At 63.6% G+C, this 15,479-nt stretch carries 13 protein-coding genes; 4 read left to right on the top strand and 9 right to left on the bottom strand.

The genetic code is table 11. From position 1 onward, the window contains the following. Nucleotides 1–16: 16 nt before the first annotated feature. The 5 genes from AABA86_RS21355 to AABA86_RS21335 all read right to left on the bottom strand — a co-directional run bounded on the left by AABA86_RS21355 (nucleotide 17) and on the right by AABA86_RS21335 (nucleotide 6,818). Nucleotides 17–1,513: a sugar ABC transporter ATP-binding protein gene (locus AABA86_RS21355; RefSeq protein WP_338308313.1), complete on the bottom strand. Its 1,497-nt coding sequence runs from the start codon at nucleotides 1,511–1,513 to the stop codon at nucleotides 17–19. Beyond that, a complete protein-coding gene (locus tag AABA86_RS21350; protein WP_338308311.1) occupies nucleotides 1,510–2,604 on the bottom strand; it encodes a hypothetical protein in 1,095 nt (364 codons plus the stop codon). Before AABA86_RS21350 ends, AABA86_RS21355 begins: the two co-directional genes overlap by 4 nt. Then, complete coding sequence (locus AABA86_RS21345; RefSeq protein ID WP_212251101.1) at nucleotides 2,601–4,718, bottom strand: ABC transporter permease; 2,118 nt, start codon at nucleotides 4,716–4,718, stop codon at nucleotides 2,601–2,603. Before AABA86_RS21345 ends, AABA86_RS21350 begins: the two co-directional genes overlap by 4 nt. A 77-nt stretch (nucleotides 4,719–4,795) precedes the next feature. After that, nucleotides 4,796–5,806, bottom strand: coding sequence for a sugar ABC transporter substrate-binding protein (locus AABA86_RS21340; RefSeq protein WP_212251102.1), 1,011 nt, complete (start codon nucleotides 5,804–5,806; stop codon nucleotides 4,796–4,798). Between the two features lie 40 nt (nucleotides 5,807–5,846). Further along, nucleotides 5,847–6,818 carry an ABC transporter permease gene (locus AABA86_RS21335; RefSeq protein ID WP_338308310.1) on the bottom strand — a complete coding sequence of 324 codons (972 nt, stop codon included), beginning with the start codon at nucleotides 6,816–6,818 and terminating at the stop codon, nucleotides 5,847–5,849. A 241-nt stretch (nucleotides 6,819–7,059) separates the two neighbouring features. On the opposite strand from AABA86_RS21335, the gene AABA86_RS21330 reads away from it, so the two are divergent. After that, nucleotides 7,060–8,022, top strand: a complete 963-nt coding sequence (locus AABA86_RS21330; RefSeq protein ID WP_338308308.1) for a helix-turn-helix domain-containing protein — start codon at nucleotides 7,060–7,062, stop codon at nucleotides 8,020–8,022. A 56-nt stretch (nucleotides 8,023–8,078) separates the two neighbouring features. Here the strand turns inward: AABA86_RS21330 and AABA86_RS21325 are convergent, their stop codons facing one another. After that, nucleotides 8,079–8,447, bottom strand: coding sequence for a rhodanese-like domain-containing protein (locus tag AABA86_RS21325; protein ID WP_338308307.1), 369 nt, complete (start codon nucleotides 8,445–8,447; stop codon nucleotides 8,079–8,081). Between the two features lie 361 nt (nucleotides 8,448–8,808). On the opposite strand from AABA86_RS21325, the gene AABA86_RS21320 reads away from it, so the two are divergent. Continuing rightward, a complete protein-coding gene (locus AABA86_RS21320; protein ID WP_212251104.1) occupies nucleotides 8,809–9,141 on the top strand; it encodes a cupin domain-containing protein in 333 nt (110 codons plus the stop codon). Between the two features lie 19 nt (nucleotides 9,142–9,160). Here the strand turns inward: AABA86_RS21320 and AABA86_RS21315 are convergent, their stop codons facing one another. The 3 genes from AABA86_RS21315 to AABA86_RS21305 form a co-directional block, all read right to left on the bottom strand. After that, entirely contained in the window at nucleotides 9,161–9,367 is a 207-nt protein-coding gene (locus tag AABA86_RS21315) for a hypothetical protein (protein WP_338308306.1), read from the bottom strand. Nucleotides 9,368–9,586: 219 nt separating this feature from the next. Beyond that, the gene (locus AABA86_RS21310; RefSeq protein ID WP_338308305.1) at nucleotides 9,587–10,438 is read right to left on the bottom strand and encodes an alpha/beta fold hydrolase; all 852 of its coding nucleotides are present in this window, start codon (nucleotides 10,436–10,438) and stop codon (nucleotides 9,587–9,589) included. Between the two features lie 32 nt (nucleotides 10,439–10,470). Further along, nucleotides 10,471–11,049 carry a TetR/AcrR family transcriptional regulator gene (locus AABA86_RS21305; RefSeq protein ID WP_212251107.1) on the bottom strand — a complete coding sequence of 193 codons (579 nt, stop codon included), beginning with the start codon at nucleotides 11,047–11,049 and terminating at the stop codon, nucleotides 10,471–10,473. Between the two features lie 195 nt (nucleotides 11,050–11,244). On the opposite strand from AABA86_RS21305, the gene AABA86_RS21300 reads away from it, so the two are divergent. Further along, nucleotides 11,245–12,348 carry an efflux RND transporter periplasmic adaptor subunit gene (locus tag AABA86_RS21300; RefSeq protein ID WP_338308302.1) on the top strand — a complete coding sequence of 368 codons (1,104 nt, stop codon included), beginning with the start codon at nucleotides 11,245–11,247 and terminating at the stop codon, nucleotides 12,346–12,348. Next, nucleotides 12,348–15,458: an efflux RND transporter permease subunit gene (locus tag AABA86_RS21295; RefSeq protein ID WP_212251111.1), complete on the top strand. Its 3,111-nt coding sequence runs from the start codon at nucleotides 12,348–12,350 to the stop codon at nucleotides 15,456–15,458. Before AABA86_RS21300 ends, AABA86_RS21295 begins: the two co-directional genes overlap by 1 nt. Nucleotides 15,459–15,479: the final 21 nt, after the last annotated feature.

Below are 15,479 nucleotides of genomic sequence, written 5' to 3'. Positions count from 1 at the left end.
TGCAGCGCCGCAACCGTCAATGGATCGCCGCGTACATGATGGCTTCCTCGGTCGCCTCCAGCGCGGAAAACTCCTCGACGACCTTGCCTTGCCTGCAAACCAGGATTCGATCCGACAGCGCCATGATCTCGGGCAGGTAGGAGGAGATCACGACGACCGCCTTGCCTTTGTCGGCCAGCGAATTGATCAGCTCGTGAATCTCGACAATGGCGCCGACGTCGACGCCTCGCGTGGGCTCGTCGAATATGATCAGCTCCGGATCCTGGATCAGCGATTTGGCGATCACGACCTTCTGCTGGTTGCCGCCGGACAATTCGACGACCTTGGCCTCGTCGCCGATGGCGCGCACCTTGAGCCGCTCGATCCAGGACTTTCCGGTCGCCGTGCTTTCGCGTCGTGACAGCCAGGCGCGTCCTTTGGGAAACTTGGCGAGCAGGCCGAGATAGATGTTGCGCGCAATGGATGCGGTCTCGAAGAATCCTTCGACCTTGCGATCCTCGGTCACGTAGGCGATGCCGGCCTGCACGGCCGGCGCGGGGACGCGGTAGCGGACCGGCTTGTCGTCGAGGATCACCTCGCCGCCGTGGAAGAAATCACGCTTCATGACGCCTGCGACGATCTTGAACGTCTCGGTGCGCCCTGCGCCGACGAGACCGAACACGCCGGTGATCTGGCCTGCAAACACCGACAGCGAATTGTTCTTCACCATCGGCGCCATCTTCAGGTTCTGCACCGTCAGAACCCGCTTGCCTGAAGGCCGCACCTTCGCCTTGCGCGCGCCGTAGAGCGTGTTGGAGAGGTCCCGGCCCACCATCGCCTGGACGATGCGCGCCCGATCGAAGCTGGCGGCGTCGTCGGTCACGACATGCCTGCCGTCGCGCAGCACCGTGATGCGGTCGGCAAGCAGCAGCGCCTCTTCGAGGGCATGCGAGATGAAGATGATGGAGACCCCGCGCCGCTTCAGGTCCTTGACCAGGTCGAAGAAGTATTTCTTCTCCTCCGGCGTCAGCGTTGCCGTCGGCTCGTCGAAGATGATCACCTTGGCCTTGTGCAGGACGGCGCGTGCGATCTCGACCATCTGCTTCTTGGCCGCGCCAAGTCCGCCGACCGTCGCCGTTGGCGTCACGTCGAAATTGAGCGATTGCAGGAATTGCTGGGCCGCGATGTAGATGCCGCGCAGGCGGTTGTAGAACTTCTCCTGACCGAGGAACAGGTTCTGCGCCACCGTCATGGTCGGAACCAGGCTGTTTTCCTGGAACACCATGGCGATTCCGAGGTTGCGCGCCTCCAGCGGAGTCCTCGGGGTGACGTCGACGCCGTCGACAATCATGCCGCCGGAGGTCAGCGTCACGACGCCGGCCATGACCTTGGTCAGCGTCGATTTTCCCGCGCCGTTCTCGCCGACCAGCGCGTGGATTTCGCCGCGCCGCAGGTCGAAATCGACGCCTTCGATGGCGGGCACGCCGGCGTAGAGCTTGGTCGCTTTCGACAGCGACAGGACGAGGTCGTTCATGCGCGGGCCTCCTCGCCGAGGGATGCCAGCGGCAGCTTGATGACGCGCCCGGGGCCCTTGGCAATCATCACGAGGTCGTTGCCGACTTCGACGGCGGACACGATGCCGTGGTTGACGCCGTCGGCCCGGCTGTGGAGCGAGTAGCGCGGAAGGCCGTCGGCTCCGAGCCGGATGACGAGACCGTATGACCGCGGCGGCGCCCAGGGCTTCATCACGCCCATGGTCTTGATGTGGGCGCCCTGCAGCGGCTCCTTGAAGGAGTTGCCGGAGCGCAGACGCGGTGCGACCCAGAATTCCGGGTCGATCTCCGCGATCATGCGGCGGCGATAGGCCGGCTCGCGGAGCACGAACTCGACCAGCTGGGTGCGCGCGGTGAACGCGGTGAGCCAGAAGCCGCCGCCGCTCGCCGGCGACAGCCGGGACGGGTAGACGGGCAGGTGACGCAGCACATCGTTGCGGCTTCCGTCCGGCGAGATCGCGACCAGGCGATGCCGCCAGCTTTCGCTGACGAGCACGGCGCCGTTGCTCGCGATGGCGCCGAAAGCATAACCCAATCCGCCGGCAAGCTGCGTGACCGCGCCCGACTTCGGATCAAGCCGCAGCACCCGCCCGGTCTTGCCGAGCTCCATCAGATCGCGCGCCCAGTCGCCGACGTCGTGCAACGACGATCCGTCGGTTGCGATCAACGTCCCGTCGGCCGCGGCAGCGAGCGCGTTGACGGCGTGCAGGCCCTGCGTGAATGTGACCGCCGGCGTTTCGGCCGTAGCGCTGTCGTAGACCCGGACCTCCGTGCCGCCGAGCGCGACGGCAAGGCCCCCACCAGGCAAGGACGCCAGCGCGGAGATCGGCCGCTCGAAGCTGCGAACCGTCGTTGCCGTAGTTCCAGTTAGACGCGTCAGCCGCGCGCCATCGGCCACGAGCAGCGACGTGCCGTCTGTGGCGAGATCCTCCGGCGCGTCGCATTCGAGCAGGATTTCGGCGTGCTCGAGCGCCTGGTTGGGCTTCAACGCCCCGTCGAACGACGGCACGGTGATGGCCGCCTCGCCACGGCCGAGGAAGCGGTTGGTGAACTCTCTGATAGCGACGATCACGACGGCTTCCCCCAGCGCTTGTCGTACTGAACGAAGTCGGGATCGGCATTGTCGAGCTTGAAACGGCCGATCCGGTTGTTGGCGATGCCACCGAGATAGAGATAGCCGCGATGCTCGCGCATCGAGGTGATCATGGGATGATTGAGGCCCTTGAGGTCCCAGAACGATTCCAGGATCTTGCCCTGCTCATTGAACTTGACGACGCAGCCGGTGTTGATGTTCGGGAACAGCCATTCGTCGACCGGCACGCGCTTGGCCATGCGCCGGCGGAAGCCCGGCATTTTCCAGGCCAGATCGAGCGAGGGGCTGCGCATGCCGACCAGCGCGAGCCAGTAATTGCCGTCCGAGGCAAGGTTGATGTTGTCGGGATAGCCCGGAAGGTTGTCCATGACGATCTCGACGTCGCCCTTCTTGGGACCTGCGAACCAATAGCGCTTGATCGAGCAGCCGAACGTCTCCGCGAACAGGATCGATTGCCCGTCACTGGCGACCGCGACGCCGTTGGGGAATTTGAGGCCGCGTAGCGCGGTGTGGGTCGTGCCGGTCTTGGTGTCGTAGCAGATGATGCGGCCGTTGCCGCGCGCTTCCAGCCCGTCGACCGGCCACTCGTCCATCTCGTAACGGACCGTGGCTTCGGAGAAGAAGATCAAGCCGTCGTCGGTGATATCCAAGTCATCGGCAAGCCGCAGGCGGCTGTCGTCGTTTACGGAATAGATGCTGCGGTTGGTCTCGTCGGTGGCTTTCTCCACGGTGCCGTCGGGCTTGATGCGATACAGGCCCATGCCGCCGATGCAGACATAGAGATTGTCTTGCTTGTCGAACGCCATGCCGAGCGGCTGGCCGCCGATATGCGCGAACACCTCCATCCGCTCGTAATCGGGCGGAAAGAAGCGGATGATGTCGCCGTGCCGCGATCCGGCATAGAGCACGTCGTTGCGATCGAGGATGACGTCCTCGGGCGCCTCGATCCGGCCGAGCCCGATCAGCGAGACGTCGCGCAGCCTGTCGTTCTGCTCGAACGGTCCGCCGCTGCCGATCTCGGTCGGCGGCGGAGGCGGCAATGCGTGGTAGGTCGGGGCGACATAGACCTTGCTGATGATGCGGGTGCGGTTCTTCTGCCAGCGGATGTCGACCATCGCCGCCGCCAGCAGGATCGTCGCCAGCGCCATGCGGTTGACGCCGCCGCGTGCATTCATGGCGGTCAGGCCGTTGGTGACGAGCAGGACGACGAGCACGCCGACCATGGATTTGACGACCGAGCCCTTGCCGCCGCCGAGCGTGATGCCGCCAAGCACCGTTGCCGTCAGCACGATCACCTCCAGGCCGACGCCGATATCGCCGCCGACCGTGCCGAGCCGTGCCGCAAAGAACAGCGCACCGATACTGGTCAGCACGCCGCTCGCGACGTAGCAGAGAGCGATGGTGCGGCGGACGGGAATGCCGGAATTGTAGGCCGAGCGGCGCGAGCCGCCGATGGCGGTGATGTGCCAGCCCGGCCGCAACCGCGTCAGGAAGACGTGACCGAAGATCGCGATCACGATATAGACCAGGGCGACGCTGGGAATGCCGAGCACGTCGCCGCCGCCGATGAAGTTCCAGGACGGAATGTCGGGAAATGCCGAGGCGATGGCGTTGGAATAGCGCTGGATCAGGAGATCGTAGGCCGAGCGGTAGATGATCAGCGTGATCAGCGTGGTGATGAAGGCGCGGAGCCTGAGATATCCGATCAGCACGCCGTTCACCGCGCCGAGCAGCCCGCCGACGAGCATGGTGACGACCACCACGGCGGGGACCGGCCAGTCGAGCACGTCGAGCAGATAGAGCGCGCAGAAATCCGTCAGGGCGAAGATGGACCCGACCGACAGATCGATGCCGCCGACGATGACGACCAGCGCCATGCCGAGACCGATGAAGCCGATCTCGCCGGCCTGCCGCGCGGTGTCGGCGAGGCTCGCAGGCGACAGGAAGTGCTCGAGCGAGCGGCTGAGCGCGAAGCCGATGATCAGGAGCAGGATCACCGGAATGGCGGTTTCGGTCCAGCGTTTGGACAGGATCTCGCCGAGGAGATGGTCCGGCCAGTAGCGATATCGGAGCCTCGTCAGTGTCTCGCGCATCTGCCTTCCGCTGATTCCATGAGCAAGGTTGCGCGTTCCGCACCCGAAGGGACGGAACGCGCAGCTTTAGTGTGCGATCACTTCTTGAGATCGGAGAGATTCCAGCACGCCGTCTGGGTGTCGGCGTTTTCCTTGGTGATCGGGATCAGCGTGGTGTACTCCGAGCCCTTGACCGAACCCGGCTTGGCGCCCGACGACAACAGCCACTTGATCGTGCCGGCCATCTGCGCGGCCTGTGTCGGCACGTCGTAGCTCATGTTGAGATCGAACGAGCCGTTCTTGACGAGCTCGCATGCGCCCTTGCGCTCGCCACCGCCTGAGGTCGCCAGGAACACCTTGCCGGTCAGGCCGGCTTCCTTGATCGCGGCGGCGGTGCCGATGTCCATGCCGTCCCAGAAGCCGACGATGCCGCAGAGATCGGGGTTCTGCTTCAGCACGGTCTGGGTGATCGCCTTGGCCTTGGCCGCATCCCAATCGGCGGCCTGGCTGGAGACGACCTTGATCTCGGGATGCTTGGCGAGGATGTTCTCGACGCCCTTGAGCGTGTAGGCGCTGGCCGCCGCCGAGAGCGCGCCCTGGATGATGGCGATCTTGTTGGACTTGCCCTGGCAGGCCTTCACCACGCCTTCGGTCTGGCGCTCGCCGATCTCGATCCAGTTGGCGCCGACGAAGGCCGAGCTGCGATAGGCCGAGCCCATGTTGATCTGGATGACGTAGATGCCTTCGTTCTCGGCGCGCTGCAGCAGCTTGGCGTAGGTCTGCACGTCCGGATTGTGGATCACCATCACCGCCGGTTTCTCCGAGATCAGCGAGGTGACGGCCTGCGCGCCCGCATTCGTATTCCAGTTGGGATCGCGAATGACGAACTTGACGCCGAACGGCTCGAGCTCCTTCTTGAGGCCGGCGTACCAGCCTTCCGTCAGGTCGAAGTTCATCGCGACCGGCACGTAGGCGACCGTCTTGCCGGCGAGCGCTTCCCGGAATGGCTTTTGAAACGGCTCGTCGAGGCCCTGTTGGGCGAGGGCCGGGACGGCTGAAAGCGCCAATGCGGCGATACTTCCAAGCGCGAACTTATGAACGCTGGCCATTGTCTTCCTCCTTGTTGGATACGCGTTTTTTTCAGGCAGATCAGATGTCGCCCTGTTGGGCCGTTTCTTCGTTTCGTGGGTTGAGCAGCGTGTCCGTGATGACCGCGACCAGGAGCACCAGGCCCTTGATGAGGTTTTGGCCGGCATAGGGGACGTTGAGGATCGTCATTCCGTTCAACATCGTTCCGATCAGGAGCGTGCCGATGATGACGTTGACGACCCCGCCGCGTCCGCCCGACAGGCCGATGCCCCCGAGCACGACGACGAGGATGACGTCGTAGATCAGCGTCGAATTGAAGATCCGGGTCGGCATGGAGTTGACGGACGCCGCCAGCACGAGGCCGGCAAAGCAGCCGATCAGCGCCGCAAGGACGTATTGCAGCACGATGATGGGCCGCGACGGGATGCCGGTCACGCGCGCGGCGAACGGGTTGTCGCCGATCGCGTAGATGTAGGCGCCCCAGCGCGTCTTGCGCAGCAGGATGAAAACCACGACGCAGGCGATCGCGAACATGACGATCGAGGTGGGGATGCCGAGGATGCTGCCATGGCCGAGCCGCTCGAACCCGGCCATGCCGTCGCTCCATTGCACGACGTCGAGCTGGAAGAGGGCGGCCTGGCCGAGACCGGCGACGAACAGGCCGCTCGCCAGCGTCGCGAACAAGGGCGGCACTTCCGCATAGGCGATGAGCCAGCCGTTGACGAGACCGATCGCGATCGACAGCAGGCCGGCGGCGAGCAGCGAGGCCGGCAGCGAATGCCCATTCTGCACCATCTGCAGCACGAGGCCGCCGGGGACCGCGAGGGCCGCGATCAGCGACAGGTCGATGCCGCGGCCGATCACGACGATCGCCATGGCCAGGCCAAGGATGCCGAGCACCGCCACGTTCTGCAGCAATGTCAGCATGTTGTCGGCGGAGAGAAAGCCGCTGAGGAAGACCGAGAAGGTCAGGAAGAGTGCAGCGAAGACCGCGAACACGATCTCCTGTTGGCTGATCCGAACGCGCTTCATCGCTTGCCATCCCTGGGATCGGCATCACGCGTGCGGGATCGCCGTCTCCGCGCGCGCTTGCCTCCCCCCGTCCCAAGAGTTGTTTTGCGCTTGATAGGCGAGAGACCTCAATGTGGCTTGCGTCAACGCGCAAACCTTTTGCGCTGGCGCGCAAAGAGTCTTGCACGAAGCTGACAGGAACCTAAGATCGCCCGGCAGCTTTTGTGCGCTGCACAGAAGTCTTCGATGTAACGGGCCGCCGATGGATCTGGTGTTCACGACCGAGGAGCTGGATCCCGCCAAGCGCTTCGCTGCCTGGCAGGATGCGATCTGCGACCACTATGTCCATGTCGACGTGAACGCGGTGAAGCCGGCCGACTATCAGGGCTTTATCCGCGAGGCGCAATTTGGCCCGGTCACGATGAGTGACGTCTTCCTGTCGGAGCAGCGGATATCGCGGCGCGACCGGCACATCGCAAAGCTCGACAAGGATTGTTACTACGTCCAGTTTCTGCAAGCCGGCAGCATGGACGTGCTCCAGGCCGGCCAGACCCTGGTGACCAGCCCGGGCATCGGCGCGATCTTCTCGGCCTCCGACGCCTACGATCTCGAATGCTCGAACCAATTCCGGTCGCTGTATCTGGAGATTCCGCGCAAGGAATTTTCATCGCGCTTCGCCGAAGGAAAGATGCCGTCGGCGGCGACGATTGCGACGGGGCGGGGTCTGGGCCGGATCGCCGCCGAATTCTGCGCGCTGCTCGCATCGGAGGCCTCGAGCCTGGAGGAGACGGCGCGAGGCCGGCTGGGGCATGAGCTGATGGATGTTCTGGCGCTCGCGCTGGACATGGGCGACAAGGACGAGTTCTCGGAGGACGCGACGGCGCGGAATGCGCGCCTGCGCTCGGTCAAGGGCTGGATCGAGGAGCATCTGACCGATCCGGATCTGTCGCTGGAGAAGATTGCCAGGAACAACGGCGTCTCGCTCCGGCATCTGCACTATCTGTTTCGATCGACCGAGATGTCGGTGTCCGAATGGATCCTGAACCGCCGCCTGCAGCGTTGCTACGACGCGCTGATGCGCCCGGAGCTGCGCGCGCTGTCGGTGACCGAGATCGCCTATCGCCTCGGCTTCAGCAGCTCGTCGCACTTCAGCACGGTGTTTCGCAGGAAGTTCGGCCACAGCCCGTCCGAGCTGCGCCGGCGGCAGACGATGGCGATCGACTAGAGCGGGGATCGCGCGCCGAGCCGACGGCGATGGCGTTCGGCGGCAACTCGCGCGTCCTATTTCTCGACCGCGCCCGTCCAGTCCTTGAAGCCGCCGAGATTGTAGACCTTCTCGTAGCCCAAATCCTTCAGCAACTTGCCGGCCAGCGCCGACCGGCCGCCGGACGCGCAGTAGAGAATGACGCTCTTGCTCTTGTCGAACGCCTTGTCGTGGGAGGGCAATTCCGGATCCGCGCGAAACTCCAGCATCCCGCGCGAGACGTTCACCGCCCCCGCGATCTTGCCACTGGCGGCAACCTCCGGCGCATCGCGAACGTCGACGACCAGCGTGTTGCCGCTTCTGATCATCTCGGCGGCCTCGTCCGACGTGATCTTGGGGACTGCGGAATTGGCGGCTTCGAGCATCTGCTTGACGCTGGTTGGCATTGGGTTTGCTCCGTTGTTGGCCCCGCGCGGAGGATAACATATTGTTTGCGGTTCGCCTCCTTCTGACGAATGAGGGCCGGATGCGAGATCGAAACGACGGCTTCGATCGGCTGCTGCGAAGAAATCCCGCGGCAAGATGCCCGGGAAGAAGAATGTGGTTAGGAGGAAGACAGTCCGCTCCGGAGGGGCTGGCATGGCAGATCGAGCAGGCGACGAGCTGGAGGCCTCGTCGTCGCTTTTTGGGTCGCCGGCGATTAGGATAGCTCTGGCACGGTGGTAGTATTGCGTGGACCGGGAACGATTGCCATCATCTGCCGGTTCTTGGCGGTTCATACCCAGTGACGAAGCGAGGGAGTACATCGTGGCATTGCAGCACGCTCAACCAGGAGAGATCGTCGATTTGCGGCCGCTTGGAAGCAAATTGACGGACGCCAAAACGGCGGCAATCATCAAAACTGAGCATTTCGAAGCAATTCGGCTGATCGTCTTGGCCGGAACGGAAATCCCGCCACACAAGGTGCCCGGCAACATCATGCTCCATTGCCTGGAAGGGCGCATAACGCTTGGCTTGGCGGATTCGTCGACCACGTTGAGTGCCGGCGAGTGGATCTACCTCACGGGCGGCGAGATGCACTCGCTGAAGGGCATCGAAAACTCCTCCCTCCTTTTGACGATTCTCTTCGGGAGCGGATGATCTGGGGCAGTCTCGGAACTCACTGCGCGATCGTAGAGATGTTGTGTCGTTTGCCTGCCAGCGCATAGCTTGTGCTTCTCCCGCCGCCTTTCTCCTTTTCGAGAATGTCCATTTCAATCAGTTCGTTGATATCGCGCAGGGCAGTATCTGGCGACGTCTTCTCGATCTTGGCGTATTTCGATGAAGTCAACTTGTCCTCGAAGCCATCGAGCAGGCGGTTCAGCATGTCACGCTGGCGATCATTGAGTGGCGCAGCTGCGTGCTTCTTCCAGAATTCAGCCTTGCGAAAGACAGCAGCAAGTATCTGTTCAGCGCCCTCGAAGGCGCGGTCGAGACACGCCAGGAACCATTCCAGCCAGGCGGTAACATCGAGGCTGCCCTTGCTCCGTTACTGTTTCCGGGCGGAGGATAGCGTTGGAGGAGCATGCTCTGTTTGATCATGCGCTCATTCTGTCCCCAATATCGTGCGAGCCAGCTCCGACGGATTCTCGACAGCCGAGAAGTGGCCGGTATTCCTGAGCGTCACCACCTGCGAGTTGGGAATGAGAGACCGTGTGCGCTCGCGCTCGTCGGGCCGAGACCAATCGCTGTCGCCATAGATGAGCGTCACCGGAGCCGAGATCTGCCGATAGTAGTCGCGGGCCGTGCTCCAGGATCGCCAGCCCGCCAACACCTTGCGTGCGGCCCGCTTGTATCCCGGGCGGTGGGCCACCTTGTCGAACTCGGCGAGCAGATCGGCCGGCAGCTTGCGCGGGTCGTGGTATCCACCACCCATGATCTTGCCGAGAACGATCTTGTTTTCGAGCGACGCGTTGATCGCCCCGAGCACCGGGATCTGCAGACTTCCGATAATGAAGTTCGCGAGCCAATTGCCCCGTCGAATTCCGTCCCCATAGCGAGTTTCGTAGTCGTAGGGGTTGATTGCATAGACCCACTTTACGCGGTGTGGGAGGGAGGCCGCCACCGTGAGAGCCAATGCGCCCCCGATCGACTCGCCGACGAGCGTTATATCCGAGAGGTCTAGCGCCTCGATGAAGCGGATGACTGCCTGCCTGAAATAGGGCTCGTTGAAGCTCGCACTCGGATCGATCGGTGAGTGTCCGTGGCCGGGCAGATCGATGGCGTACACCGTGTGCGACCGGGCGAGGAGAGGCGCAAGGCGGCGGAAATACTCGAGCTGCGTCCGGATCGTATGGATGAGGAGCAACGGGGGCCCGCTGCCGGTCTTGTGAAAACGCACACTGAGCCTCTCCGATAATTTGAGCAAACTCGGCGCGGCTTCGCTCACGTCAAGCATCCGATCTCTCCATGTTTCGAGGGGGCGGTCATTCAAGTGGCGGCAGCTTCACGGACCAGCGCGGCTGCCGAATCCAGAAGGGCTCGTGCGAGGTCGGTGTCGTTGACCGCGCGCGCCAGCGTCACGGCGCCGACCATCGTCGCGAGAATGGCCATGGCCTTGTCTCTGGACCCCTGGTCGCCGTCCTTGGCGATGAAGCGGCCGAGCACGTCGAGATGGGCCTTGATGCCCGCTTCGAACTCGGCCTTGACGTCGGGACCCTGCCGGGCGGCGTCCGCGCCGAGGGCCACGATCGGACAGCCGTCCATTCTCTCTTCGCGATGATCGGCACTGAGATAGAATCCGATCACTGCGCTGAGCGGATCGTCAGGATTGCGCGCGGCCGCGTCCGACCATCGGCCGGAAGCGCTCTCCAACGCTCGCTTGGACGCCTCGACCGCCAAGTCCTCCTTGGACGCGAACTGCTTGTAGAAGGCGCCCTGGGTGAGCCCGGCCCCCTCCATCAGATCCTTGAGGCCAATGCCGTCAAAGCCGCGATCCCTGAAGAGGCGACTTGCCACATTGATCACGGTTTGGCGGTTCTCCGCGGCTTGAACGCGACTGACGCGCATCGTGCTCCTCCATTTGGATTTCAGTCGAAATCTATGTTGAATATAGATGTCGAATGACATCTATCAAGTGGGCGGCTGCAGCTGGACCGGTGATTTCCCGAGATCACGTTCCCGTCAGGTTACAAATTTAGATTGCGGTCGACCTCTATCTCAATATAGAGTTCGAGCGAAATCTAAATCGCGCAGGAGACCGTCATGAAAAGGGGAATTGCCGTTTTGGCCGGTATTATGATCCCGGCGGGGGTGGCCACATTCGTCAGTCTCGGCATTTTCACCCCAAAAGCCTCTGCCGTGAGCGACCCGAGGCAGGAGCCGCCGATGGTCAACCTGGTGAAGGCCGCGCGGGTGAACGGCTCCGAGCGCGGGTTCACAGGCACCATCGGCGCGCGGGTGGAGAGCAATCTCGGCTTTCGCGTCGCCGGCAAGATCGTCGAGCGGTTGGTGAATGTCGGCGAGCAGGTCAAAGCGGGGCAGCCTCTCATGCGGATCGACGAGACCGACCTCCGCCTTGCGCTTGCGGCGAAGCGTAACGCCGTAGCCGCGGCTCGCGCGGTAGTCGTGCAGACGGATGCCGATGAGCGGCGATATGCCAACCTTGTCAACGACGGATGGACGTCCAAGCAGCGCTACGAACAGGCGAAGGCCGCCTCGGATACAGCCAAGGCGCAGCTCGCCGCGGCCGAAGCCGAGGCAGGCGTCGCCGAGAACCAGGCGACCTATTCCATCCTGGTGGCAGACGCGGACGGCACGGTCACCCAAACGCTTGGCGAGCCCGGCCAAGTGGTCTCGGCCGGCCAGGCGGTCGTTCGGCTTGCGCAGTCCGGGCCTCGTGAAGCCGTGGTGGCGCTTCCCGAAACGATCCGGCCGGCGATCGGCTCGCTCGCCGAGGCCAGCCTGTATGGAAGCGATGGACGCCGCTACGCGGCGCATCTGCGCCAATTGTCGAACTCTGCCGACGCGCAGACCCGGACTTACGAGGCCCGCTACGTGCTCGGCGGCGAGGCGGCGGCAGCACCGCTTGGCGCGACAGTCACGCTTCGGCTTTTAAGCCGGGACAGTCAGCCGGAAGTCCAGGTGCCGCTGGGCGCCGTGCTCGATGACGGCAGGACAACGGGCGTCTGGGTGTTCGACAGCGGCAGCTCGACCGTACACTTTCGCCCCATCAAGCTTCTGCGCGTGAGCAGCGAAGCGGCCATTATCTCTGGATCAAGCTCAGCTGATCCCATTGTTTCGCTCGGCGCTCACCTCCTGCACGAGGGCGCTCGCGTCAGGACCGCCTCCGACGGCGGGAGCAAATGATGAGCTTCAATCTCTCCGCGGTCGCCGTTCGCGAGCGGGCCGTCACCCTGTTCTTTATCATTCTGCTGGCGGCAGCAGGCGCCTACGCCTTCTTTATGCTCGGGCGGGCCGAGGACCCATCCTTCACCATCAAGACCCTGACGGTCACGACGGTGTGGCCGGGGGCGACGGCACGCGAGATGCAGGACCAGGTCGCCGAACCCCTGGAGAAGCGGATTCAGGAGCTGACCTGGTACGACCGGGTGGAGACGACGACGCGGCCGGGTTATGCTTACATGACGGTGACGCTGAAGGACAGCACGCCGCCATCGAGCGTCCAGGAAGAGTTTTATCAGGCTCGCAAGAAGCTCGGAGATGAAGCCCGCAAGCTGCCGGCCGGCGTGCTCGGGCCCTTCGTCAACGATGAATATTCGGACGTGAGCTTCGCGCTCTACGCCCTCAAGGCGAAGGGCATGCCGATGCGTGAGCTCGCCAGGAAGGCGGAGGTGATCCGCCAGGACCTGCTGCATGTGCCCGGCGTCAAGAAGATCAATATCTTCGGCGAACGTCCCGAGCAGATCTTCGTGGAGTTTTCCTATCCCAAGCTGGCAACGCTCGGCGTGTCGGCACAGGATATCGTTGCCGCCTTGCAGCGGCAGAATACGGTGACCCCGGCAGGTTCGATCGACACGAGCGGGCCCCAGGTCTTCATCCGGGTCGACGGTGGTTACGACAGCGTGCAGGCGATCGCCGACACGCCGATCGTCGCTGCGGGACGAACCTTGAAGCTGTCCGACATCGCCGAGGTTCGTCGTGGCTACGAGGATCCTCCCACCTACATCATCCGGCACCAGGGCGAGCCCACGATCATGCTCGCTGCAGTGATGCAGGAGGGCTGGAACGGTCTGGCGCTCGGCAAGGCGTTGGAAGAGAGGTCCGCAGCCCTGGCGCGGACACTGCCGCTCGGGATGACGCTCGACAAGGTGACCGATCAGGCCGTGAACATCACCTCCGCGGTCGACGAGTTCATGATCAAATTCGCAATGGCGCTCGCTGTGGTGCTGCTGGTCAGCCTGCTCAGCCTCGGCTGGCGCGTGGGAATCGTCGTGGCCGCCGCAGTCCCTCTGACGCTGGCCGTCGTGTTTCTCATCATGCTGGAAACGGGCCGATTCTTCGATCGCATCACGCTCGGTGCTCTCATCCTCGCGCTTGGCCTGCTCGTGGACGATGCCATCATCGCCATCGAGGTGATGGTGGTGAAAATGGAAGAGGGGATGGACCGCCTCAGTGCGGCGGCCTACGCATGGAGCCACACTGCGGCGCCGATGCTCTCGGGCACACTCGTGACGATCGCGGGATTCCTGCCGGTGGGGTTCGCGCGCTCGACCGCCGGCGAATATGCCGGCAACATCTTCTGGGTCGTCGGGTTCGCTCTCATCGTCTCCTGGATCGTCGCGGTGATCTTCACGCCTTACCTTGGTGTCAAGATGCTGCCCGCGATCAAGCCTATCGAGGGCGGCCACCACGCGATCTACGACACGCCGAACTACCGGCGCTTGCGGCGGGGCATCACCATGGCCGTACGCCACAAGTTCCTGACCTGCAGCCTCGTCGTGATCGCTTTCGTGCTGTCCGGCCTCGGCATGGGCGCGGTCAAGCAGCAGTTTTTCCCGACGTCGGATCGCCCCGAGGTTCTCGTGGAGGTTCGCCTGCCGGAAGGCACCAGCATCGAGACGACGACCGCCGCCGTCGAGAAGCTCGAACGCTGGCTGCATGATCAACCCGAGGCGAAGATCGTGACCAGCTATGTCGGTCAGGGCGCGCCCCGCTTCTTCTTCGCGATGGCGCCGGAGCTCCCCGATCCGGCCTTTGCCAAGATCGTCGTGCTGACACCAGACGCCGAGGCACGCGAGGCTTTGAAGCAGCGGCTCCGGGAGGCGGTATCACACGGCCTTGCCCGGGAAGCGCGTGTGCGCGTCACCCAGCTCGTCTTCGGACCCTACACGCCGTTCCCGGTGGAGTTTCGGGTGATGGGCCCCGATCCCGCGAAATTGTACGCGCTCTCTGAAAAAGCCGTCGAGGTCATGCGGGGCGTTCCCGACGTGCGACAAGCCAATCGGGATTGGGGCAATCGCACACCCGTGCTCCGCTTCATTCCAGATCAGGATCGGCTGAACCTCATCGGCCTCTCGCCGGCGGAAGTCGGGCGGCAGCTCCAGTTCCTCCTCACTGGCATCGCCGTCACGCAGGTCCGCGAGGACATTCGCAATGTCCCGATCGTAGCGCGCAGCGCCGGCGGCGAGCGGCTGGATCCGACACGGTTGGCCGACTTCTCACTGACGAGCCGAGACGGCCGTCTGATTCCGCTCGACCAGATCGGCCATTCGGAAGTCCAGCTCGAAGAGCCGATCCTGAAGCGCCGCGATCGCACGCCGGTCATCACGATTCGTTCGGACATCAATGAGGCGACGCAGCCTCCCGAGGTCTCCAAGGACATCGTGAAAGCCCTCCAGCCGCTGATCGCATCGCTTCCGGCCGGCTATCGCATCGAGACCGGCGGCTCGATCGAGGAGGCCACGAAGGCCAATGACGCGCTCGCGACCGTCTTTCCCGCCATGATCGCCGCAACGCTGATCGTCATCATGCTTCAGGTCAGATCATTCTCGATGATGGCCCTCGTCATGCTGACCGCACCGCTTGGTCTCGTCGGCGTCGTGCCTGCGTTGCTGATCTTCAACCAGCCCTTCGGCTTCAACGCGATTCTGGGACTGATCGGACTGGCCGGGATACTGATGCGCAATACCCTGATCCTGACCGAACAGATCAAGGAGAACCGCGCGGCGGGCCTCGACGACTACCACGCCGTCATCGAAGCCACGGTGCAACGCACGAGGCCGGTGATCCTGACCGCACTTGCGGCCGTACTCGCGTTCATCCCCCTCACACACTCCGTCTTCTGGGGATCGATGGCCTATACCTTGATCGGCGGCACGGCAGTCGGCACGGTGTTGATCCTGCTCTTCCTTCCTGCGCTGTATGCCGCGTGGTTCCGCATCAAGCCGACTGCGGATGAGATCCCTGTGAGCGCGACGGACAAACCGGAGTTGCGAACAGCAATGGCTGCCGAGTAGGGCTATCTCTGATCAGCTGGC

The sequence above is a fragment of the Bradyrhizobium sp. TM233 genome (assembly GCF_036247965.1).
GTDB lineage: Bacteria > Pseudomonadota > Alphaproteobacteria > Rhizobiales > Xanthobacteraceae > Bradyrhizobium > Bradyrhizobium ottawaense.
This window is presented reverse-complemented; position numbering and strand designations above follow the sequence as displayed.

What these genes read in the sequence shown, in the direction of transcription:
- AABA86_RS21355 (WP_338308313.1), bottom strand. Translation starts at nt 1,513, where the DNA reads ATGAACGACCTCGTCCTGTCGCTGTCGAAAGCGACCAAGCTCTACGCC.
- AABA86_RS21345 (WP_212251101.1), bottom strand. Translation starts at nt 4,718, where the DNA reads ATGCGCGAGACACTGACGAGGCTCCGATATCGCTACTGGCCGGACCAT.
- AABA86_RS21340 (WP_212251102.1), bottom strand. Translation starts at nt 5,806, where the DNA reads ATGGCCAGCGTTCATAAGTTCGCGCTTGGAAGTATCGCCGCATTGGCG.
- AABA86_RS21335 (WP_338308310.1), bottom strand. Translation starts at nt 6,818, where the DNA reads ATGAAGCGCGTTCGGATCAGCCAACAGGAGATCGTGTTCGCGGTCTTC.
- AABA86_RS21330 (WP_338308308.1), top strand. Translation starts at nt 7,060, where the DNA reads ATGGATCTGGTGTTCACGACCGAGGAGCTGGATCCCGCCAAGCGCTTC.
- AABA86_RS21325 (WP_338308307.1), bottom strand. Translation starts at nt 8,447, where the DNA reads ATGCCAACCAGCGTCAAGCAGATGCTCGAAGCCGCCAATTCCGCAGTC.
- AABA86_RS21315 (WP_338308306.1), bottom strand. Translation starts at nt 9,367, where the DNA reads ATGCTGAACCGCCTGCTCGATGGCTTCGAGGACAAGTTGACTTCATCG.
- AABA86_RS21310 (WP_338308305.1), bottom strand. Translation starts at nt 10,438, where the DNA reads ATGCTTGACGTGAGCGAAGCCGCGCCGAGTTTGCTCAAATTATCGGAG.
- AABA86_RS21305 (WP_212251107.1), bottom strand. Translation starts at nt 11,049, where the DNA reads ATGCGCGTCAGTCGCGTTCAAGCCGCGGAGAACCGCCAAACCGTGATC.
- AABA86_RS21300 (WP_338308302.1), top strand. Translation starts at nt 11,245, where the DNA reads ATGAAAAGGGGAATTGCCGTTTTGGCCGGTATTATGATCCCGGCGGGG.
- AABA86_RS21295 (WP_212251111.1), top strand. Translation starts at nt 12,348, where the DNA reads ATGAGCTTCAATCTCTCCGCGGTCGCCGTTCGCGAGCGGGCCGTCACC.